Here is a 21,404-nt window from a genome sequence, read left to right on the forward strand (position 1 = left end):
CGGCATGTTCCGCCCGGAGCGACCCTCAGGCCGGGTTGAGTCCCCGGTGGCGCCGCACGCTCTCCTCGACCAGGTTCAGCACCGGTTCGAGGTCGTCGGCCGGCAGGCCCATCGCCAGGTGGGACACCAGTCCCTCGAGCACGAGCTCGAGGTAGGCGGCGAGCACCTCGATGCTGATGTCGTCGCGGAGGTTGCCAGCCTGGCGCTGCCACGAGAGGCGCTTGCGGGTGGCGGTGGTGAGCTGTTCGGAGCGCTCCGCCCAGCGGGCCCTGAACTCGGGGTCGGTCCGGAGCCTGCGCGAGACCTCCAGCCGCGTGCCGAGCCAGTCGGCGGGGTGCTGGCTGCGGCCGGAGAGCAGCTCGCGCATCACCTGCACGAGACCCTGCTCCGCGACGACGTCGGCCATCCTCGCCGCGTCGTCCTCCGCGAGGGCGAGGAACAGCGACTCCTTGTCCCGGAAGTGGTGGAAGATGGCGCCGCGCGAGAGCTGGGTGGCTTCCTCGAGCCGCCGGACCGTGGCACCCTCGTACCCGTAGCGCCCGAAACACGCGCGTGCGCCGTCGAGAATCTGTCGCCTGCGCGCGTCGAGGTGGTCCTGGCTGACCCGTGGCATCCCCCGATCTTGACACCGGGGCTACGGCAATGCAATCCGTACGTACGTACTGAGAGCGCCCGCGCGCGAGACCACTGCGATTGTCGGACCCCGCGTGTAGCGTCGCGAACGCATGGTCGGTGCGAGTGGATGGCTGGTGATCCGATGACTGCGGTCCGCATTCCTCCCTATGCCAGAAGAGCCAAGCAGGACGGCGCCGGAGCCGCCGCTGCCGACGTCGCCGCCCGCGTGGTGGCAAGCCGCGCCGAGGGTGAGGCCTACGTGGCGTCCGTCTGTTTCAAGCACGGTCCGCCGAGACTGCTCGGCGTCGAACTGGAGTACATCGTCCACGACGCCGGGAATCCCGGCTTGCCGCTCGACCCCGGTCGCCTCGCCGACGCGCTCGGCCCGCACACTCCCCGAACCCTCCGCCAGGACAGCCCGGCGCTGCCGCTGCCAGGCGGATCGTCCCTCAGTCTCGAACCCGGCTGCCAGGTGGAGATCTCCACCGCGCCCCAGACCTCTCTGCGCGAGCTGGCCACCGTCGCCGGCCTCGACCTGGCCTACGTCACCGATCTGCTGGCGCTGGGCGGCCTTCGCCTCCATCCGCACGCGATCGACGCCTTCCGCGCTCCGGTCCGGCTGCTGCCGACGGAGCGTTACGCGGCGATGGAGCGCCGCTTCACGCCACTCGGCCCCGGCGGGCTGACGATGATGTGCAGCACCGCCGCGGTGCAGGTGTGCGTCGACGCGGGCGAAGCCTCCGGCCTGGCCGCCCGCTGGGCCGCAGTCCACGCGCTCGGGCCCGTCCTGCTCGCCCTCTTCGCCAACTCCCGCACCCACGCCGGCGCCGACACCGGGCTCGCGTCCGCGCGCTGGCGGGCCGTGATGGACACCGAGAACGCCCGCACCTACGCGGCGGGGCCGTGCGACGACCCCGCGGCGGCGTGGGCGACCCGGGTGCTCGACACCCCGCTGATGGTGGTGCCGAGGGTGGACGGTCCGTGGGACGCGCCAGCCGGGTTCACCTTCGCCGACTGGATCGCGGGCGGCGGGCCCGCCGACGTGCTGGGGCCGCCGACGTTCGCCGACCTCGACTACCACCTGACCACGATGTTCACGCCGGTGCGGCCGCACGGCTACCTCGAGGTGCGCTACCTCGACGCGCAGCCGCCCGGCACCTGGCTCCACCCGGTGGCGCTGCTGACGGCCCTGCTGCGCCGGCCGTCCACAGTGGACAAGGTGCTGGAGATCTGCGAGCCCTCGGCCCGCCGCTGGGACGACGCCGCGCGGTGGGGGCTGGCCGATTCCGGCCTGCTGCGGTCCGCGCGCGCCGTGGCCGATCTCGGGTGCGCCGAGCTCACCGCCTTCGACCTGCCCGCCGACACCATCGCCGACATCGCGTACGCCGTGCAGCGGCGCGTGCGGCGCCGAGGAGGGGACCGAGCATGACCAGTACCGAATCGCCCAACCCGCTGCGGGAGCTCGCCCCGAGCGAACTGCGCGAGCACACCGCGAGCACGCTGGCGCGGGCGAGGGAGCGCAGCGTCGCGCTCACCGACGCCGTCGACGACGAGGACCTCACCCGCCAGCATTCGAAGCTCATGTCGCCGCTGGTCTGGGATCTCGCCCACATCGGCAGCCAGGAGGAGCTGTGGCTGGTCCGCGACGTGGGCGGCCGGGAGCCGCTGCGCCCCGACATCGACGACCTCTATGACGCCTTCCAGCACCCCAGGGCCGACCGGCCGTCGCTGCCCCTGCTGGGGCCGGCCGAGGCGAGGGCCTACGTGCGCGAGGTGCGCTCCAAGGCGTTCGACGTGCTGGACCAGGCGCCGCTGGAGGGGCGCAAGCTCACCGAGGCCGCGTTCGCGTTCGGCATGATCGCCCAGCACGAACAGCAGCACGACGAGACGATGCTCGCCACCCACCAGCTGCGCAGGGGAGAGCCGGTGCTGCACGCGCCCGAGCCGCCGCCGCGCCGGGTGGGCGGCGCGGCCCCCGAGGTCGTGGTGCCCGCCGGCCGGTTCCTGATGGGCACCTCGGTGGAGCCCTGGGCGCTGGACAACGAGCGGCCCGCCCACGAGGTGCACGTCGACACGTTCGTCATCGACACCTTCCCGGTCACGTGCGGCCAGTACGTCGCGTTTCTGGAGACCGGCGGCTACGACGAGCCGAGGTGGTGGAGCGAGGCCGGCTGGGCCTATCGCAGCGAGCACGACATCGCCGCGCCGCGGTTCTGGCGTCGCGAGGCGGACGGCTGGTGGCGGACCCGGTTCGGCGTGCACGAGCCGGTGCCCGCCGACGAGCCGGTGGTGCACGTGTCGTTCTACGAGGCAGAGGCGTACGCGGCGTGGGCGGGCAAGCGGCTGCCGACCGAGGCGGAGTGGGAGAAGGCCGCCCGGCACGATCCCGCCACCGGCCGGTCGCTGCGCTACCCGTGGGGCGACGAGGAGCCGACCGCCGAGCACGCGAACCTCGGGCAGCGGCACCTGCGGCCCGCCGTCACCGGCGCCTACCCGGCCGGGGCGTCGCCGCTGGGCGTGCACCAGCTGATCGGTGACGTCTGGGAGTGGACCAGCAGTGACTTCGGCGGCTACCCCGGGTTCACCGCGTTCCCGTACCGGGAGTACTCCGAGGTGTTCTTCGGGCCCGGCTACAAGGTGCTGCGCGGCGGCTCGTTCGGCACCGACGCCGTGGCGATCCGCGGAACGTTCCGCAACTGGGACTACCCGATCCGCAGGCAGATCTTCTCGGGGTTCCGGTGCGCCCGTGACCCGCGGCCGGACGAGCGGGCCTGACGGTGTGCCGCCACCTGGCCTACCTCGGTGAACCGTGCTCGCCGTCTGAGGCGGTGTTCACGGCGCCGCACTCGCTGCTCGTGCAGTCCCACGCGCCGAAGGACATGCGCAAGGGGGGCACCGTCAACGCCGACGGCTTCGGCCTCGGCTGGTTCGCCGGCGACGGCAGGCCCGTCCGGTACCGCCGCGCGAGTCCGTTGTGGACGGACGAGAACCTGCCGAGGATCGCGGAGACGGTGCGCGCGGGGGCATTCGTCGCGGCGGTGCGCTCGGGCACCACGGGCATGCCGGTGACGGAGGCGGCGTGCGCCCCGTTCGCGGACGAGCGGTGGCTGTTCAGCCACAACGGCGTGGTGCGCGGCTGGCCGGCCTCGGTCGCCGGGCTCGCCGAGAAGCTGCCCGTCACCGAGCTGCTGGCGCTGGAGGCGCCCACGGACTCGGCGCTGCTGTGGGCGCTGCTGCGCGACCGGCTGCGCGGCGGGGCCGACCCGGTGGGCGTGGTCGCCGGGCTCGTCACCGACATCGAGCGGGCGGCACCCGGTTCCCGGCTGAACCTGTTGCTGGCGGGCGAGGACCTGGTGATCGGCACGGCGTGGACCCACGCGCTCTCCGTCCGGACGACGGCGGCGGGCGTGCTGGTGGCGTCGGAGCCGCCGGACGACGACCCGGGCTGGCGCCCGGTACCCGACCGCCACCTGGTGGTCGCGCGGCGGGGCACGCCGCACACGGTGGAAATGATCTCACTGGACGAGGATCGGAGTCAGGCGTGAGCGACGTGGATCTCGACGTGCACCACAGCGGCGAGGACGTCACCGAGGCGCTGCGCGAGGACGTGCGCGAGGGCCTGTCCGCGGCGCAGAAGTGGCTGCCCTCCAAGTGGTTCTACGACGCGCGCGGCAGCGAGCTGTTCGAGCGCATCACCGAGCTGCCGGAGTACTACCCGACCCGATCCGAGCGCGAGGTGCTGCGCCGCGAGGCGCCCGAGATCGCGGCGGTGACGGGTGCGCGCACGCTCGTCGAGCTCGGCTCCGGGTCGAGCGAGAAGACCCGGCTGCTGCTCGACGCGCTCGGCGCGTACGGCACCCTCGAGGAGTTCGTGCCGCTCGACGTGTCAGAGTCGGCGCTGGCCGAGGCCGCCGACGCGATCGCGCGCGACTACCCGGCGCTCACCGTGCGCGGGGTGGTCGGCGACTTCACCGAGCACCTGGGGCTCCTGCCGGGTGAGCGGCCGAGGATCGTGGCCTTCCTCGGCGGCACCATCGGCAACTTCCTGCCCGCCGACCGCGCGAAGTTCCTGCGCTCGGTGCGCGACGTGCTGACCGAGGGGGAGTGGCTGCTGCTCGGCACCGACCTGGTGAAGGAGGAGGGCACGCTCGTGCGCGCCTACGACGACGCGCAGGGCGTGACGGCCGAGTTCAACCGCAACGTGCTGCGAGTGCTCAACGAGCGGCTCGGGGCGGACTTCGATCCGGCGGCGTTCGAGCACGTGTCCCACTGGGACGCGGAGAACGAGTGGATCGAGATGCGCCTGCGTGCGCGTGCGGACACCCGCGTGCATATTCCCGGCGCGGGCATGGAGGTGACGTTCGCGGCGGGGGAGCACGTGCGCACGGAGATCTCGGCGAAGTTCCGGCCAGAGGGCGTGCGGGCCGAGCTGGCCGACGCGGGACTCGCGGTCGAGCGCTGGTGGACCGATGAGCGGGGATTGTTCGGCGTGTCGCTCTCGCGCGCCGTCTCCTGAGGCCCCTCATGATCGAATAGGAGCATGCGCAACCCACTACCGGTGCTCGCCCGTGCGCTGGGCAAGCGCCCGTGGCTGATGAAACTCGCCTCCGCGATCGTCTGGGCGGACCACAGGCTGCACAGGGTGTCGCGGGGGCGGGCCAGCCTGGTCGGGATCGCGGGCCTGCCGTCGTTGCGGCTCACGACGCTGGGCCGCAAGTCGGGCCTGCCCCGCGACACCAACCTGCTCTACTTCCCCCACGGCTCCGACTACGTGGTGACCGGGTCGAACTGGGGCAGGGAGCGCGATCCGGCGTGGACGTTCAACCTCCGCGCGCACCCGGAGGCGACGGTGCTCGTGCGCGGCCGGAAAGTAGCCACCAGGGCCAGGGAGCTCAAGGGCCACGAGCGCGACGCGATGTGGCGCGAGCTGACCGGCTTCTGGCCCGGCTACGAGATGGAGCGCGCAGAAGCGGGCCGCGAGCTGCCGATCTTCGTCCTCTCGCCGAGTGACCCACCAACGGGCGAACAACCCTGAACCAGCCCTTCGGGTGGCAGCCCGGCGCAGCGCGCTGTGCCATTCTTCGCCGTGGTTACCGGCGACGGCATCGAAGGGGAACGGGTGCGCAAGGCAAGTAGAGCCGCGGCTGGAGTCGGCACACTGCTCGTGGGGGTGGCGCTCGCGGGCGTCCCGGGAACGGCGGCGGCCCAGGGACAGGCGAAGATCACGTGGGAGTCGTGCGAGCAGGCGCGGGTGGCACAGGCGCCGGGGACGTACAGCTGTGCGACCTACCGCGTGCCGATCGACCACGACAACGCCGCGCTCGGCACGATGGACCTCGCGCTCATGCGCCGGGAGGCGAACAAGCCGGACCAGAAGCTCGGGTCGCTGTTCCTCAACCCCGGCGGTCCCGGCGCCTCCGGTGTCACGATGCCGATGTCGGCCGACCAGTTCTTCGAGCCGGCGGTGCTCGACCGGTTCGACATCATCGGTTTCGACCCGCGCGGCGTGGGCGACTCGACTCCGCTGCGCTGCTTCACCACGTCCGAGGACGCCGAGGACGTCCAGGCACGGCTCGTGCCCGTGCCGTCGACGCGGCAGGAGATCTCCGACGCGCTGAGCACCTACCGGGACTACGGCGAGTTCTGCCAGCGCAACGCGGGCTCCCTGCTGGAGCACATGTCCACACAGGACGTGGCGAGGGACCTCGACGTGCTGCGCGACGCGGTCGGCGACGAGAAGCTGAACTACGTCGGGTTCTCCTACGGCACGCTGCTCGGTGCCACCTACGCGAACCTCTTCCCCGACAGGGTCCGGACGATGGTGCTCGACGGCAACGTCGACCCGGCGCTGCGCACGAGCGACGGACTGCGCTACGACCAGCAGCGGGCAGAGGGCTTCGAGCACGCGCTGGACGCGTTCCTGACCGAATGCGCCAAGGCGCGGACGCAGTGCGCCTTCGGCGAGGGCAACCCGAGGCAGAAGTTCGACGAGCTGCTGCGCGGCATCCGGCAGCAGCCGGTGAACCTGCCGGACGGCTCGTCGGTGGACCTCAACTCGTTCATCAGCGGCATCGGCGGCACGCTGTACTCGCCGAGCTCGTTCGCGGGGCTCGCCGAGGATCTCCAGCAGCTCTACGGCGTGGTGAAGCCGCCGCCGAACACGGCGCCGAAGGTGGTGAACGCGCGCGATCTGGGCACGCTGCTCAACCCGAAGCAGAAGGTGCACCACGACGTCCGGCCGGAGAGTGAGTACACCTCCGACGACTCGTACTTCGCCGTGAACTGCGCGGACAAGCCGTTCGGCTACCCGTCCGGGCAGCTGCCCGAGATCGCGGCCCGTTGGGAGAAGACCGCGCCGGCGTTCGGCCGGTTCCAGGCGTTCGCCGACCCGGCAGCGTGCCCGCTGTGGAAGGGCGGCAAGGAGACCTACCGGGGCCCGTGGAACGCCGCCACCGAGAACCCGGTGCTCGTGGTCGGCAACTACTACGACCCGGCGACGCGCTACGAGTTCTCCAAGCGCATGGCGGACGAGCTGGGCTACTCGCGGCTGCTGTCGGTGAACGCCTTCGGTCACTGCATCCTCGGCGACTCCGGGGGAGTGGACCGCGCGGTGTCGGACTACCTGGTGAACCTGACGGTGCCGCCGCGCGGCAAGGTCTACCAGCCGGACACGCGACCCTTCGACGCCCCGCAGTAGTGCGGGGTCCGGGGCCCGTGCGGTGAGGGACGCACCGCACGGGCCTCTTCGTGCGCGCTACCTCCCGGCGGCCACCGGAAGGCGCCCGCCGGGCGCGGCGTCCGGTTCCGCCTCGGAGATCCCGAAGCGCTCGTGCGCCCGGCGCAGCACCGGCGGCGCCCACCAGTTCGCGCCACCGGCCAGCCGCATGAACGCGGGCAGCAGGATGCCCCGGATCAGCAGCGCGTCCACCAGCACCGCCACGGCCATGCCGACGCCGATCATCTTGAGGTACACCACGCCGCCCGTGGCGTACACCGCGAACGACGCCGCGAGGATCACGGCCGCGGTGGTGATGAGCGGCGCGCTGCGCTGCAGGCCCAGCGGCACCGCCGCTCGGCTGTCTCCCGTGCGCAGGTACTCCTCCCTGATGCGCGAGACGATGAACACCTCGTAGTCCATCGACAGCCCGTAGACGATGCAGAACATCAGGATCGGGATGCTGGACTCGAGGGTGCCGGTCGCGGTGAAGCCGAGCAGCCCGGAGAGGTTGCCGTCCTGGAAGACCCACACCAGGACTCCGAACATCACGCCCATGCTGAGCAGGTTCAGCACGGTCGCCTTCAGCGGCAGCAGCACGCTGCCGGTCATCAGGAACAGGATCACGAAGGTCAGCACCAGGATCGTCGCGAGCACCAGCGGCATGCGCTCGGTCATGTCGGTGCGCCAGTCGACCATCTCCGCGGGTGTGCCGCCGATCAGCACGTCGAACGGCGCCCCGACCGCGCGCACGCTCGCGACGAGGTCCACGGGGTCGCCTTCGAGCGCCTGCTGGGCTGGGATGGCGACGAGGAACGTCCCGCCGTCCGCGGTGAACCGGCCCGGGTCCACGGCGGCCGAGATGCGCTCGCCGTCCACAAAGGATCCTTCGGCGGCGTCGACCTGGGTGATGCCGTCCACTTCGGACAACGCTGCGGCATAGCCGGCGACGTCGCCTCTCCCGGCGGTGGGAGCGACGAGGTAGAGCGCGTCGGACTCCTCCTGCGCGAACCCGGCCCTGATCTCGTCGGCGGTTGCCCGGCTGCTGGAGTCGGCGGGCAGGATCCGCGCGTCGGGCATCCCGAACCGCAGCCCGGTGACGGGTGCGGACAGCACGAGCACGAGCAGCAGCATCAGCCCGCCGGTGAGCGCGGGACGGCGCATCACGGCGTTCGCGAGGCGGTACCAGCCGCCGCGTTCCGTGTGCCTCGGCTCGCGGCCCGGCCGGTACGCGGCACGCCTGCCGAGCGTGGCGAGCGCGGCGGGCAGCAGCACCAGCGCTCCGCCGACCGCCGTGAGCACCACGAACGCGCCGCCGTAGCCGAACGACCGCAGGAACGGCAGCGGGAACAACATCAGTGAGAGCAGCGAGATCGCCACGGTCAGCCCGCTGAACAGCACCGTGCGGCCCGCCGTCCGCACGGCGATGGTGACGGCGTCGCCGACGTTACGGCCGCGCGCGAGCTCCTCGCGAAAGCGCGCGATGAGGAACATGCAGTAGTCCACGCCCAGCGCGAGTCCCATGACGAGCGCGATGTTGGCGGCGAACGTGGACACGGTGGTGACCGAGGCGACGCCGCGCAGCGCGGCGAGCGTGCCGACGATCGAGAAGACGCCGACGCCCAGCGTCACGAGCGCGAGGGTCACGCGCCGGTAGAACAGCATCAGCAGCACGAACACCAGCGGGATCACGATGATCTCGGCGCGCAGGAAGTCCTGCCGGGACTCGGCGCCGATCTCGCGGAAAACCTCGTCCTGGCCCCCGGCCCGGACGTCGATCACGGTGCCGTCGCGGGCGTAGCGCTCGGCGAGCTCGCCGACGCGCTCGCGCGCCTCGTTCACGTCGCCGGGCACGCGGACCAGCACCAGCGCCTGCGTGCCGTCCTCGCTGCGCAGCGCCGGGCTATGGCCGCGCGACCAGTAGGAACCGGCCTCGGCGACGCCGGGCTCGGCGGCGATCGCGCGGGTGAGCTCCTCGCCCGCGGCGCGCACGCCCGCGTCGTCGACGGTGCCCTCGTTCGCGGTGACCAGGAAGGTCAGGTTGGGGTAGCCGGTGTCGAACTGCTCGGCGAGGGCGATCCTCGCCCGGTCGGATTCCGAGCCCGGAGCGTCGATCCGCGACAGCGACAGCGCGTTCAGCGCACCGGCGCCGAAGGCGCCGGACAGGAGGGTGACGAGGACGCCGACGGTGAGCACCCATCGTCGGCGGCGCACGGTGAACCGGCCCAGCCGCTCCAGGGCGGACGGGCGGGGAAACGGTCTGGACACGGGTTGTTCTCCTCGGGAGGCGCTAAGCTGAAGAAAAGGCGAGTGATCGCTCGTGTTCGAAATTACGAGTGATTGCTCGTATTTGTCAACCAGCGCGAGAGGTGATGCCGGGGTGGCGGGTCAGCAACCGGAGCGCAAGCGGCAGGAACGCGGCCGGCGAAGGATGGAACAGCTCGCGGACGCGGCGGCGGAGGTGTTCGCCGAGACCGGGTACGCGAAGGCGACGACCAACGCCATCGCGGCGAGGGCGGGTGTCTCGCCCGGCACGCTCTACCAGTTCTTCGCCAACAAGGAGGCGATCGCCGAGGTGCTGGCGCAGCGGTACCGCGCGGCGCTGCAGGCCGCGCACGACAAGGCGTTCGACCCCGGCTTCGCGACGTTGCCGCTACCGGACCTGATCGACCGCATGATCGGGCCGATGATCGAGGTGAACGTGGCGAACCCGGGTTTCAAGGCGCTGTTCAACGCCGCCGACATGCCCGAGCGTCTCGCGGCGCCGACGCGGCAGCTGCACCAGGCGGTGGTCGGCAAGATCGCGGAGGTGCTCGCGACCCGCGCGCCCGATATGTCCGAGGAGAGCGTGCGGACCACGGCGGTGGTGGCGACGCAGATCTTCGGTGCGCTGCTGAACACGGTCGTCGCCGCGCCGGAGGCTGAGCGGGAGGTCTGGATCACCGAGCTGAAACGCGCCCTGCGCGGCTACCTGGAGCCGATCATCGGCGCATGAGAGCGTGGCTCAGCCGACCGCGGCACGGACGAGCAGCGCCAGCGCGCTGCCCCCGGCGATCACGAGCACCGCGACGCGCATGCGGCCACCGTCGAGGAAGCGGCGCGCGGGGCCGGAGAGCAGGAACCCGGCCAGCAGGAACGGCAACAGCCACGCCGCGAACGCGAAGTGCGTGACGTGCACCTGACCACCAAGGCCGAGTCCCACCAGGGAGAGCAGAGTGCCGAGGCCGAAGGTCGCGGCGAGCGTCGCGCGGATCGTCGGGCCCGGGGAGTGCTGGTACAGCAGGGCGATCGGCGGGCCGCCGATCGAGGCCGCGGTGCTGAACGCGCCGCTCGCGACCCCGGCGACCAGCAGCGGGCCCCGTGTCGGCCGGGGCCGCCACGACAGCACCGACAGCACCACGCACGCGAGCACGGCCGCGCCCACGACCGCCGAGAACGGGCGTTCGGCGAGCGTCGCCACCGCGAGCACGCCGAGCGCCGTGCCAGGAACCCTGCCGAGCATCGCCCAGCCCACGCCGCTCCAGTCTGTGTCGCCGTGCTCCCGTGCCAGCGCCAGCAGGCCGTGCGCGCTGGCGATCAGCAGCAGCGGCACCGGCAGGAACCTCGGGTCGATCAGTGCGACCAGCGGCACCGCGACGAGGTTCATGCCGTAGCCGACCGCGCCCTGCACCAGCGCGCCGGCGAGCACCACCAGTCCCACGAGCACCTCGGGCACGTTCTCGCCTCCGTATTCAGTGAGACGGCCCGGCTCCCCTGAGGGGAACCGGGCCGTCTCATGCCACTGGCACCGCTCAGCTACGGGTCATCTTCCGCAGCACGTACTGCAGGATGCCGCCGTTGCGGTAGTAGTCCGCCTCACCGGGGGTGTCGATGCGCACCACGGCGTCGAACTCGACGGTGGCCCCATCTGCCTTGGTCGCCGTGACCTTGACGGTGCGCGGCGTCTCGCCCTCGTTGAGCTTGGTGACGCCCGCGATCGCGAAGGTCTCCGTGCCGTCGAGGCCCAGCGACTTCGCCGACTCGCCCTCGGGGAACTGCAGCGGGATCACGCCCATGCCGATCAGGTTCGAGCGGTGGATGCGCTCGAACGACTCGGCGATCACCGCGCGGACACCGAGCAGGCTCGTGCCCTTCGCGGCCCAGTCGCGCGAGGAGCCGGAGCCGTACTCCTTGCCGCCCAGCACGACCAGCGGGATGCCGGCCTTCGCGTAGTTCTGCGCGGCGTCGTAGATGAACGCCTGCGGGCCGCCCTCCTGCGTGAAGTCGCGCGTGTAGCCGCCCTGCACGTCGTCGAGCAGCTGGTTGCGCAGGCGGATGTTGGCGAACGTGCCGCGGATCATCACCTCGTGGTTACCGCGCCGGGAACCGTAGGAGTTGAAGTCCTTGCGGTCGATGCCGTGCTCCTGCAGGTACCGGCCGGCGGGGGAGTCGGCCTTGATCGCGCCCGCGGGCGAGATGTGGTCCGTGGTCACCGAGTCGCCCAGCTTGGCGAGCACCCGCGCGCCGCTGATGTCGGTGACCGGGGCGGGCTCCGCGGTCATGCCCTCGAAGTACGGGGGCTTGCGGACGTAGGTGGACTCGGGGTCCCAGGCGAAGGTCTTGCCCTCCGGGGTGGGCAGCGACTTCCAGCGCTCGCCGCCGTCGAAGACGTCGGCGTAGTCCTTGCTGAACATCTCCTGCGTGATCGCCGAGTCGATCGTCTGCTGGATCTCCTGCGGCGTCGGCCAGATGTCCTTCAGGAAGACGTCGTTACCCTGCTGGTCGACGCCGAGCGGCTGCTCCTCGAAGTCGAAGTCCATCGTGCCCGCGAGCGCGTAGGCGATGACCAGCGGCGGCGAGGCCAGGTAGTTCATCTTCACGTCGGGGTTGATGCGGCCCTCGAAGTTGCGGTTGCCCGAGAGGACCGACACGACCGTCAGGTCGTTCTCCTGCACCGCGGCGGAGATCTCCTCGGGCAGCGGGCCCGAGTTGCCGATGCAGGTGGTGCAGCCGTAGCCGACGAGGTGGTAGCCCAGCTTCTCGAGGTACGGCCAGAGGCCGGCCTTCTCGTAGTAGTTCGTGACGACCTGCGAGCCGGGCGCCATCGAGGTCTTGACCCACGGCTTGACCGAGAGGCCCTTCTCGACGGCGTTCCTGGCGAGCAGGGCGGCGCCGAGCATCACCGACGGGTTCGAGGTGTTGGTGCACGAGGTGATCGAGGCGATCACCACGGCGCCGTGGTCGAGCACGAACTCGCCGCGCTCCTCCGACCTCACGGTGACCGGCTTGGTCGGGCGGCCCGACGCGCCGTTGGCGGCAGTGGGGACCGAGGCGACGGCATCCTCCTCCGCGAACGACAGCGCGGGCGCGTCGCTGGCCGGGAAGGACTCCTCGACCTTCTCGTCGACCTTGGTGTGCGGCGTCGGGTACTGCTCCTCGACGTAGTCGTGCACCGACTTGCGGAACGACGACTTCGCGTCGGTGAGCTCGATGCGGTCCTGCGGGCGCTTGGGGCCCGCGATCGACGGCACCACGGTGGACAGGTCCAGCTCGAGGTATTCGGAGTACTCGGCCTCGTGGCTCGGGTCGTGCCAAAGGCCCTGTTCCTTGGCGTAGGCCTCGACCAGCGCGAGCTGCTCCGGCGAGCGGCCGGTGAGCTTGAGGTAGCGGATGGTCTCGTCGTCGATCGGGAAGATCGCGGCGGTGGAGCCGAACTCGGGGCTCATGTTGCCGATGGTGGCGCGGTTGGCCAGCGGCACCTGGGCGACGCTCTCGCCGTAGAACTCGACGAACTTGCCGACCACGCCGTGGCGGCGCAGCATCTCGGTGATCGTCAGCACGACGTCGGTGGCGGTCACACCGGCCGGGATCTCACCGGTCAGCTTGAAGCCGACCACGCGCGGGATCAGCATCGACACCGGCTGGCCGAGCATCGCGGCCTCGGCCTCGATGCCGCCGACGCCCCAGCCGAGCACGCCCAGCCCGTTCACCATGGTGGTGTGCGAGTCGGTGCCCACACAGGTGTCGGGGTAGGCCTGGCCGTTGCGGGCCATGACGGTGCGGGCCAGGTACTCGATGTTGACCTGGTGCACGATGCCGGTGCCGGGCGGGACGACCTTGAACTCGTCGAAGGCGCCCTGGCCCCAGCGGAGGAACTGGTAGCGCTCCTTGTTGCGGCCGTACTCGATCTCGACGTTGCGCTCGAACGCGTCGGCGGTGCCGAAGACGTCGATGATCACGGAGTGGTCGATCACCAGCTCGGCGGGCGCGAGCGGGTTTACCTTGTCGGGGTCGCCACCGAGGTCGGTGACGGCCTCACGCATCGTGGCGAGGTCGACCACGCACGGGACGCCGGTGAAGTCCTGCATGATCACCCTGGCGGGGGTGAACTGGATCTCCGTCGACGGGTCCGCCTTCGGGTCCCAGTTGCCGAGAGCGCGAATGTGGTCGGCGGTGATGTTGGCGCCGTCCTCCGTCCGCAGCAGGTTCTCGAGCAGGATCTTGAGGCTGTACGGAAGGCGCTGCGAGCCCTCGACCTTGTTGAGGCGGAACACCTCGTAGGAGGCGTCACCGACCTTCAGCGTGTCGCGAGCCCCGAAGCTGTCCTTGCTGGCAGGTGCAGTCACGTCTAACTCCATGCGGCGGCGGTTCAGTCGGGTACGCAGGCCGAGTCTTGCGCACCCCCGTCGCGCCCGCAGAGGTGGGCTCGATGACGCCCTGCTGCCCTAAACAGTACGCGTGTCCTTTTTTCGGTTCAAGGGGAGGTGGCGAAGGGCCCGGCACCACGACGTGGTACCGGGCCCTTTCCGAGGAACGAAGATCAGTTCGCGTTCTCGAGGATCGTCCTCAGGTCCTCCGGCTGCATGCTGCGCAGGAACGTCATGCCGAACTCGGTGAACGTGCGAATCGGGCTGACGTAGTGTTTGCCGTCCACCTCCGTGGTGACCACGCCGAGACCCTGCTCCATGATGCCGCCGCCCACGTTGGTGAAGATCTGCTGCAGCTCCGGCGGCATGTCCCCGTCGGTCTCGCCCGCCGCCATTGCCGCGAGCTGGTCGGCGCAGAGCCGGTCGGACTGGCCCTGGACGGTCATCGCGTAGCAGTCGCCGTCCTTGGTCAACTCGAACGTGCCCTGGCCCTCGATGTCCAGCTCCAGCGCCGTGATCGTGGCCCTGGTGCCGCCGGTGACCTCGCTGTTCTCGGTCTCCAGCCGCTTGATCTCCACGCCGGCGGGGGAGGGCTCGCCGAGCGCGTCGAGGAGCACGGGGCCGACGTCGTGCAGCACGCCCATCTCGTCCGGTGGGAGCAGCTCCACCACGCGCCGCAGGTCGCCGTCGAGCGCGGCCTGCACGGTCGCGCGCACGGCCTCGTCCGGCGAGCCGGCGCCGTTCGCCGGAATCGACTGCGCCGGCCACTCCTCGCCCGCCTCGAGCAGCGCGTAGTCGGCGATGCTGTAGAGCAGGCTCGGGTACCACTCGTCGCCGACCTTGACCGTCGCGATGCGGATCGGCTCGCCGGTCTCGCGCACCACCTCGGCGATGTCGATCGTCTCGGTCTGGGGCTCCATCGAGGGGCCGCCCAGGTCGGCGCTCTCGAGCGCCAGGTCCCGGTACTCGTCGGCGAGCGGCACCTGGCTTAGGTCCGACGTGAGCGTCAGCTTGCCGCCGGTGAGCTTGGTGATGGTCAGGTGGTCGTTGACCTGCTCGGCCTGCGACTCGTCGAACCTCAGGTTCTCGGTCTCGATCTGCAGCCCGGTGATCTGCTCAGGGTTCGCGTCCTGCGTGAGGATGCCGAGCCGCTTGAGCTCCCCGGTGACGTCGCCGATCGGGTCGGTGAACAGCGACGCCTCGGCCGGTGTGAGTGTGCCGAGCAAGCCGACGACGTCACCGCTGCCCAGCGCGGAGGCGAAGTTCATCGCCGCCTCGTTCGGCGTCGCCGCGCCGGAGGCCACGGAGTCGCTCTGCCAGAACGCGAACCAGCTGGCGACACCGCCGCCGGCCACCACGAGGGCGGCGACGAGCGCGATGATCAGCCCCCGCTTGCGCTTCGCGGGCGGGCCCTGCTGCGGCGGCACCGGGAAGGCGTCCTGCTGCTGCCCGTAATAGCCCTGGTAGCCCTGGTAGCCCGGCTGCTGAGCGGTGGCCGGGTCGAACGGCTGCGGGTGGGGCTGCTGCGGATACTGGTGCTGCTGCCCGGGGTACTGCGCCTGGGCCGCCTGCGGGTCATGCGGGTACTGCTGGCCGCCGTAGGGCTGGCCAGGCGGATAGCCGCCCGGTTGCTGCGGGGACCACTGGTCCCCTTGGCCTGGACTGGTCACGGTCGCACACCTGCTCTTCCCTCTAGCGCGCTGTGCCGGTGCGGCGGGATGCCGCGGCGGGCGCCACGGACGGCGACGAGCACGCCGAGCGCCCCGCACAGCGCGATGGCCATGCCTGTGGTGGTGGTGATCGGGCCGGTGGTCGTCACGCCGACGAACCGGCCCGGGCTGCCGCCTTGGACGACGGCGAGCAGCGAGACGGTTCCCACGACGAGCGCGACGACCAGGGCCAGCGCCGCGCCCGTGCGCGGCAGCCGCAGGGCGAACAGCCCGGCGGCCACCGCGGACAGCAGCGGCACCGCGATCCACCCGGTGAGCAGCGCGGTGACGAGCGCGCTGTCCAGCAGGTCGAAATGCCCGACGAGGCCCACCGCGTGGTAGCTGCTGCGCTCGACCGTGCCCGAGTGGAACCACGGCAGGAACGTCCCGGTGACGGCCACCGCCAGGCCCAGCGAGCAGAGCACCGCGAACGAGCTCGCGGCGACGCGCCGAGTGGCCGGCATGGCGGTACCCCCAGTGAGACGAACGATCCAGTGGTGAGACGCGGCGCGCCCCGTCCTCGTTTCCCCGGCGTGGTCACCGCCTGATCACGAATCGGCCACGCCCGATATCCCCCATTACGGGGAAATGTAACGCACGATGACGAAGTTTCAGGTGTGACGCCTGGTGTGGCTGTGCTCTGAGTGGCACAGTTTCTGCTGGACCATAAGGGGAGGTGGAGTCTGTGCCGAACGGGCGGAACGGGTCCCAGCGGTCGTGGGGCGGATACGGCGCGGGACTGCGCCGTGGCGTCGTGGTGGGCGCGCTGGCGCTGGTCGCCCTGCTCGGCACGGCGGGCGGCGGGCTCGCGGTGCCGCCACCCCCACCGAACCCGAGCGACTCCGAGCTGGAGGCCAGCCGCGACCAGGCCAACGCCAGGGCGGGCGAGGTCGGCCAGCTCACCAACCAGCTCGCCGAGGCCGAATCCCGCCTGATGGCGCTGCAGGCCGAGGTCGAGCTGAAGATGGAGCAGGCCAACAAGGCCCGCGTCGACATGCAGCTCGCGCGAGACGCCGCCGACCAGGCCGAGCGCGACGCGGCCGCGGCGCGGACCGAGGCCGACGCCGCCGCCACCGCCATCGAGGCCGCGAGGGCCGACCTCGACCAGTTCGTGGCAGGCAGCTACCGGCAGGGCAGCACGATCGGCTCGATCGGCGCCTATCTCGGCTCCGACAGCCCCGACGACCTGCTCGCCCGCGCGCAGCTGCTGGAGGCCGTGAGCGGCAGCCAGCTGGACGCGCTCGAGGGCATGCAGCGTGCCCAGATCGAGAAGTCCAACAAGGACGCCGCGGCGCGTCAGGCGCTGCAGCTCGCCCAGCAGCGGCGCACCGAGGCCGAGCAGGCGAAGGTCGCGGCCGACCAGGCCGAGGTCGCCGCGATCGAGGCCCAGCAGGGCCAGGCCACGCGCACCGGCGAGATCGAGGCCGAGAAGTCGCGGGTCGAGCAGCTGCTCTACGAGGCGCAGTCCCGGGTCGACGGGCTCGAGGGCCAGCGCGCGCGGTACGAGGACTGGCTCGCCCAGAAGGAGGCGGAGGAGGCCGAGCGTGCCCGCCAGGCCGCGCTCGCCGCGGCGTCGTCGAGCTCCTCGGGTTCCTCGGCCCCGGTCGCGTCCCGGCCGTCGTCGGCTCCGGCGGGCGCCACCGTCGAGGCGGTGATCGCGCGGGCGATGTCCCAGCTCGGCGTGCAGTACGCGTGGGGCGGCGGCAACGCCTACGGCCCCACCTACGGCATCCGCGACGGCGGCGTCGCCGACAGCTACGGCGACTACAACAAGATCGGCTTCGACTGCTCCGGCCTGATGATCTACGCCTTCGCCGGGGTCAAGGCACTCCCGCACTACAGCGGCTACCAGTACGAGGCGGGCTACAAGGTGCCGCTGTCGCAGATGCGGCGCGGCGACATGCTCTTCTGGGGCACCAGCGGGATCCACCACGTGGCGCTCTACCTGGGCGGCGGCCAGATGATCGAGGCGCCGTACTCGGGTGGGTACGTCCGGGTCGTCCCGGTACGCTACGGCGACATCATGCCGTACGCGACCCGTTTGATCGGGTGACCCAGCCGCTGGCGGGCATCGTGCTCGCGGGCGGTGCCGCGCGCAGGCTCGCCGGCGTGGACAAGCCGATGCTCGAGGTCGGCGGCATGCCGCTGCTGCTGCGTGCCGTCGCGGCGCTGCACGCCGCCGATCCCGTCGTGGTCGTCGGCCCTCGGCGCGATGACGTGCCCGGCGTGCGCTGGACCAGGGAGGACCCGCCGGGCTCCGGCCCGGTCGCCGCGCTCGCCGCGGGGCTCGGACTCGTCACCGCCGAGGTCGTGGCCGTGCTCGCCGCCGACCTCTCCGCGGTCACCTCCCGGACCATCGGCAGGCTGCGGTCCGCCCTCGGCGACGCCGACGGGGCCGTACTCGTGGACGAGGAGGGGCGGCGGCAGTGGCTCCTCGGGGTCTGGCGGACCTCCGCGCTGCGCGCCGCCCTGCCCGCCGACCCGGCGGGAGCGTCGCTGCGCCGGACGCTGGGTGGGCTGTCCATAGTGGACGTACCGGCGCTGCCGGGAGAGGCCGCCGACGTGGACACTCCGGAGGATCTGCCCGGCCGGTAGCGCCCCGCTGGCCTTCACAGTGGTCATACCGGTCAGCGGGTTTGCTGGGGCGATACGGTCGCGAACAACCGTGCCCGGCACTGAGGGTACGGTCACACGGCGTAGAGGAAGATCACCAGCGAGGAGGTTAGGTGTGACCGAGCCCGGCTACTCCGACGGCGCCGCCCCGGCCCAGCCAGGCACCCCGGCACGTGACGCGCAGCTGCTGGAGCGCACGGTGTTCGAGGTGAAACGCGTCATCGTCGGTCAGGACCGGCTCGTGGAGCGCATGCTGGTGGGCCTGCTGGCAAAGGGGCACCTGCTGCTGGAGGGCGTGCCCGGCGTGGCCAAGACCCTCGCGGTGGAGACGTTCGCCCGCGTGGTCGGCGGCTCGTTCTCCCGCGTGCAGTTCACCCCCGACCTCGTGCCCGCCGACATCCTCGGCACCCGGATCTACCGGCAGGCCAGCGAGAAGTTCGACGTCGAACTGGGCCCCGTCGTGGCCAACTTCGTCCTCGCCGACGAGATCAACCGCGCACCCGCGAAGGTGCAGTCGGCGATGCTCGAGGTGATGGCCGAGCGGCACGTCTCGATCGGCGGCCAGACCTTTCCGATGCCCGACCCGTTCCTGGTGCTCGCCACGCAGAACCCCATCGAGAACGAGGGCGTCTACCCGCTCCCGGAGGCCCAGCGCGACCGGTTCCTCTTCAAGATCGTGGTCGAGTACCCGACCGCGGAGGAGGAGCGCGAGATCGTCTACCGCATGGGGGTGACCCCGCCCGAGCCGCACGAGGTGCTCAGCCCCGCCGAGCTGGTGCGGCTGCAGGGCGTGGCCTCGCAGGTGTTCGTGCACCACGCGCTCGTGGACTACGTCGTGCGGCTCGTGCTGGCCACGCGCACACCCGGCGAGCACGGGCTCACCGACGTCGCGGGCTGGGTTTCCTACGGCGCCTCGCCGCGCGCGAGCCTCGGCATCATCGCCGCCGCGCGGGCGCTCGCGCTCGTGCGCGGCCGCGACTACGTGCTCCCGCAGGACGTGGTCGACGTCGTCCCCGACGTGCTGCGGCACCGGCTCGTGCTGTCCTACGACGCGCTCGCCGACGGCGTGCCGCTGGACCACATCGTGACGCGGATCCTGCAGACGGTCCCGCTGCCCCAGGTCTCGGCCCGGCCGCAGGGCGGGCCTGGTCAGCCGGTCGCGGCAGGTGCGCCCGGCAGGTAAAGCGCGGTCATGGGTGCCATCAACGACGACAAGGGCGGGCGGCCCGGCTGGGCGCCACCGATCCTGCGGGGCGACCGGCTCGAGGCCGGTCTGCGCACGCTGGAGCTCGACGTGCGCCGCCGCCTCGACGGGCTCCTCCAGGGCAACCACCTCGGCCTCGTGCCGGGCCCGGGGTCGGAGCCGGGGGAGGCGCGGCCGTACCAGCCGGGCGACGACGTGCGCCGGATGGACTGGGCGGTCACCGCGCGCACCACCACCCCGCACATTCGCGAGAGCATCGCCGACCGCGAGCTGGAGACGTGGGTGGTCGCCGACCTCTCCGCGAGCCTCGACTTCGGCACCGCCGTGTGCGAGAAGCGCGACCTCGTGGTGTGCGCGGTCGCCGCGGTCGCGCACCTCACCCGCGGTGGCGGCAACCGGATCGGCGCGCTGCTGTCCAACGGCGCCGAGACCGTCCGGCTCCCGCCGCGGGGCGGGCTCGCGCACGCCCGCAACCTCATTCGCAAGGTCGCCGAGCTGCCGCGCGCCGCCGAGGGCACGCGCGGCGACCTCGCCCAGCTCATCGAGCAGCTGCGCAGGCCGCCCCGGCGGCGCGGCCTCGCCGTGGTGATCTCCGACTTCCTCGGCGACACGAACTGGGAGCGGCCGCTGCGGGCGCTATCGGCACGCCACGACCTCGTGGCCATCGAGGTGCTCGACCCGCGCGACGTCGACCTGCCCGAGGTGGGCAGCGTCGTGCTCGCCGACCCCGAGACCGGGCGGCAGCGGGAGGTCAACGCGTCGGCATTGCTGCGCAAGGAGTTCGCCGCCGCCGCGCACGCGCACCGCACCGAGGTCGCCCGCGCGCTGCGCCAGGCCGGGGCGGGCCACCTCGTGCTGCGCACCGACGCCGACTGGATCGCCGATGTCGTCCGGTTCGTGGTCGCGCGCAAACGCGGCTGGTCGGGAGCCGCCTCATGAGCCTCACCGGATTCGCCTCCCCGTGGTGGTTCCTGCTCCTGATCGTGGTCGGCCTCGTGGTGGCGGGCTACGTGTACGCGATGCGTGCCCGCCGCAGGCGCATGATGCGGTTCTCCAACCTGGCGCTGCTGGAGCGGGTCGCCCCGCGCAGCCAGGGCTGGACCCGGCACGTGCCGGCGTCGCTGCTGATCGTGTCGTTGATCCTGCTGACCTTCGCGCTGGCGGGCCCGACGGCCGAGCAGAAGGTGCCGCGCAACCGCGCCACGGTGATGCTGGTGATCGACGTGTCGCTGTCGATGGAGGCCACCGACGTCGAGCCGACCCGCCTCAAGGCCGCGCAGGACGCCGCGAGGTCGTTCGCGGAGGGCCTGACCCCGGGCGTGAACCTGGGGCTGATCTCGTTCGCCGGCACCGCCACCGTGCTGGTGGCTCCCACCACCGAACGAGCCGGTGTCGTGCACGCGATCGACAACCTCAAGCTCGCGCAGTCCACGGCCACCGGTGAGGGGATCTTCGCCGCGCTGCAGTCGGTGGAGAGCTTCTCCTCGGTCGTCGGTGGCGCGGACGGACCGCCTCCGGCCCGGATCGTGCTGATGACCGACGGCAAGCAGACCGTGCCGCAGGACGAGTACGCGCCGAGGGGAGCGTTCACCGCGGCCGGGGTCGCCAAGCAGAAGGACATCCCGGTCACGACGATCTCCTTCGGCACCTCCCACGGCTCGGTGGAGATCGAGGGCAAGGAGGTCCCGGTCGAGGTGGACGACGCCTCGATGCGGGAGATCGCGCGCCTCTCCGGCGGCGACTTCTACAAGGCGGCCACGGCCGACGAGCTCAAACAGGTCTACGCCAGCCTCGGCGAGCAGATCGGCTACGAGACCAAGAACGTCGACAACAGCAGGCCGTGGGTCGTGCTCGGCACGATCGTGCTCATCGGGGCCGCGGGCAGCTCGCTGTTCCTCGGCCAGCGCCTGCCCTGAGCGGCG

Annotated in this window: 18 protein-coding genes; 12 read left to right on the forward strand and 6 right to left on the reverse strand. The window is 71.7% G+C overall.

Translation table 11 applies throughout. The annotated features are described in order from the left end of the window. Positions 1–25 precede the first annotated feature (25 nt). On the reverse strand, positions 26–613 hold the full coding sequence (locus FCN18_RS14060; protein ID WP_112269010.1) for a TetR/AcrR family transcriptional regulator: 588 nt from the start codon (positions 611–613) through the stop codon (positions 26–28). A 144-nt stretch (positions 614–757) separates the two neighbouring features. On the opposite strand from FCN18_RS14060, the gene FCN18_RS14065 reads away from it, so the two are divergent. The 6 genes from FCN18_RS14065 (at position 758) to FCN18_RS14090 (ending at position 7,312) form a co-directional block, all read left to right on the forward strand. After that, a complete protein-coding gene (locus FCN18_RS14065; RefSeq protein ID WP_112269012.1) occupies positions 758–2,044 on the forward strand; it encodes a glutamate-cysteine ligase family protein in 1,287 nt (428 codons plus the stop codon). Continuing rightward, on the forward strand, positions 2,041–3,390 hold the full coding sequence (gene egtB, locus FCN18_RS14070) for an ergothioneine biosynthesis protein EgtB (RefSeq protein ID WP_137095309.1): 1,350 nt from the start codon (positions 2,041–2,043) through the stop codon (positions 3,388–3,390). Before FCN18_RS14065 ends, egtB begins: the two co-directional genes overlap by 4 nt. Positions 3,391–3,392: 2 nt before the next feature. Then, positions 3,393–4,160 carry an ergothioneine biosynthesis protein EgtC gene (egtC, locus tag FCN18_RS14075; protein ID WP_112269016.1) on the forward strand — a complete coding sequence of 256 codons (768 nt, stop codon included), beginning with the start codon at positions 3,393–3,395 and terminating at the stop codon, positions 4,158–4,160. After that, a complete protein-coding gene (gene egtD, locus FCN18_RS14080) occupies positions 4,157–5,131 on the forward strand; it encodes an L-histidine N(alpha)-methyltransferase (RefSeq protein WP_112269018.1) in 975 nt (324 codons plus the stop codon). The genes egtC and egtD overlap by 4 nt, the downstream gene beginning before the upstream one ends. 24 nt (positions 5,132–5,155) lie before the next feature. Continuing rightward, positions 5,156–5,650, forward strand: a complete 495-nt coding sequence (locus tag FCN18_RS14085) for a nitroreductase family deazaflavin-dependent oxidoreductase (RefSeq protein ID WP_112269020.1) — start codon at positions 5,156–5,158, stop codon at positions 5,648–5,650. 84 nt (positions 5,651–5,734) lie between these two features. Next, positions 5,735–7,312, forward strand: a complete 1,578-nt coding sequence (locus tag FCN18_RS14090; RefSeq protein ID WP_137095335.1) for an alpha/beta hydrolase — start codon at positions 5,735–5,737, stop codon at positions 7,310–7,312. Positions 7,313–7,369: 57 nt separating this feature from the next. Here FCN18_RS14090 and FCN18_RS14095 read toward each other — a convergent pair whose 3' ends face one another. Next, positions 7,370–9,598 (reverse strand): MMPL family transporter, encoded by a 2,229-nt coding sequence (locus FCN18_RS14095; protein WP_137095310.1) that lies wholly within the window; start codon positions 9,596–9,598, stop codon positions 7,370–7,372. A gap of 112 nt (positions 9,599–9,710) precedes the next feature. On the opposite strand from FCN18_RS14095, the gene FCN18_RS14100 reads away from it, so the two are divergent. Next, entirely contained in the window at positions 9,711–10,325 is a 615-nt protein-coding gene (locus FCN18_RS14100) for a TetR/AcrR family transcriptional regulator (protein ID WP_228713939.1), read from the forward strand. 9 nt (positions 10,326–10,334) lie between these two features. Here FCN18_RS14100 and FCN18_RS14105 read toward each other — a convergent pair whose 3' ends face one another. The 4 genes from FCN18_RS14105 to FCN18_RS14120 all read right to left on the reverse strand — a co-directional run bounded on the left by FCN18_RS14105 (position 10,335) and on the right by FCN18_RS14120 (position 16,129). After that, positions 10,335–11,045: a sulfite exporter TauE/SafE family protein gene (locus FCN18_RS14105; RefSeq protein ID WP_112269026.1), complete on the reverse strand. Its 711-nt coding sequence runs from the start codon at positions 11,043–11,045 to the stop codon at positions 10,335–10,337. A gap of 76 nt (positions 11,046–11,121) precedes the next feature. Beyond that, positions 11,122–13,935 (reverse strand): aconitate hydratase, encoded by a 2,814-nt coding sequence (locus FCN18_RS14110; protein ID WP_137095311.1) that lies wholly within the window; start codon positions 13,933–13,935, stop codon positions 11,122–11,124. A 194-nt stretch (positions 13,936–14,129) separates the two neighbouring features. Beyond that, positions 14,130–15,626 carry a flagellar basal body-associated FliL family protein gene (locus FCN18_RS14115; protein WP_137095312.1) on the reverse strand — a complete coding sequence of 499 codons (1,497 nt, stop codon included), beginning with the start codon at positions 15,624–15,626 and terminating at the stop codon, positions 14,130–14,132. Next, on the reverse strand, positions 15,623–16,129 hold the full coding sequence (locus tag FCN18_RS14120; protein ID WP_206077889.1) for a hypothetical protein: 507 nt from the start codon (positions 16,127–16,129) through the stop codon (positions 15,623–15,625). The genes FCN18_RS14115 and FCN18_RS14120 overlap by 4 nt, the downstream gene beginning before the upstream one ends. A 221-nt stretch (positions 16,130–16,350) precedes the next feature. On the opposite strand from FCN18_RS14120, the gene FCN18_RS14125 reads away from it, so the two are divergent. The 5 genes from FCN18_RS14125 (at position 16,351) to FCN18_RS14145 (ending at position 21,398) form a co-directional block, all read left to right on the forward strand. Then, on the forward strand, positions 16,351–17,718 hold the full coding sequence (locus tag FCN18_RS14125) for an NlpC/P60 family protein (protein ID WP_170200555.1): 1,368 nt from the start codon (positions 16,351–16,353) through the stop codon (positions 17,716–17,718). Then, complete coding sequence (gene mobA / locus FCN18_RS14130) at positions 17,715–18,260, forward strand: molybdenum cofactor guanylyltransferase (RefSeq protein ID WP_113641436.1); 546 nt, start codon at positions 17,715–17,717, stop codon at positions 18,258–18,260. Before FCN18_RS14125 ends, mobA begins: the two co-directional genes overlap by 4 nt. 133 nt (positions 18,261–18,393) lie before the next feature. After that, on the forward strand, positions 18,394–19,461 hold the full coding sequence (locus tag FCN18_RS14135; protein WP_112269034.1) for an AAA family ATPase: 1,068 nt from the start codon (positions 18,394–18,396) through the stop codon (positions 19,459–19,461). Positions 19,462–19,470: 9 nt separating this feature from the next. Continuing rightward, positions 19,471–20,421 (forward strand): DUF58 domain-containing protein, encoded by a 951-nt coding sequence (locus FCN18_RS14140; protein ID WP_112269036.1) that lies wholly within the window; start codon positions 19,471–19,473, stop codon positions 20,419–20,421. Beyond that, positions 20,418–21,398: a VWA domain-containing protein gene (locus FCN18_RS14145; RefSeq protein ID WP_112269038.1), complete on the forward strand. Its 981-nt coding sequence runs from the start codon at positions 20,418–20,420 to the stop codon at positions 21,396–21,398. Before FCN18_RS14140 ends, FCN18_RS14145 begins: the two co-directional genes overlap by 4 nt. Positions 21,399–21,404: the final 6 nt, after the last annotated feature.

The sequence above is a fragment of the Prauserella endophytica genome (assembly GCF_005146945.1).
Taxonomy (GTDB): Bacteria; Actinomycetota; Actinomycetes; order Mycobacteriales; family Pseudonocardiaceae; genus Prauserella_A; species Prauserella_A endophytica.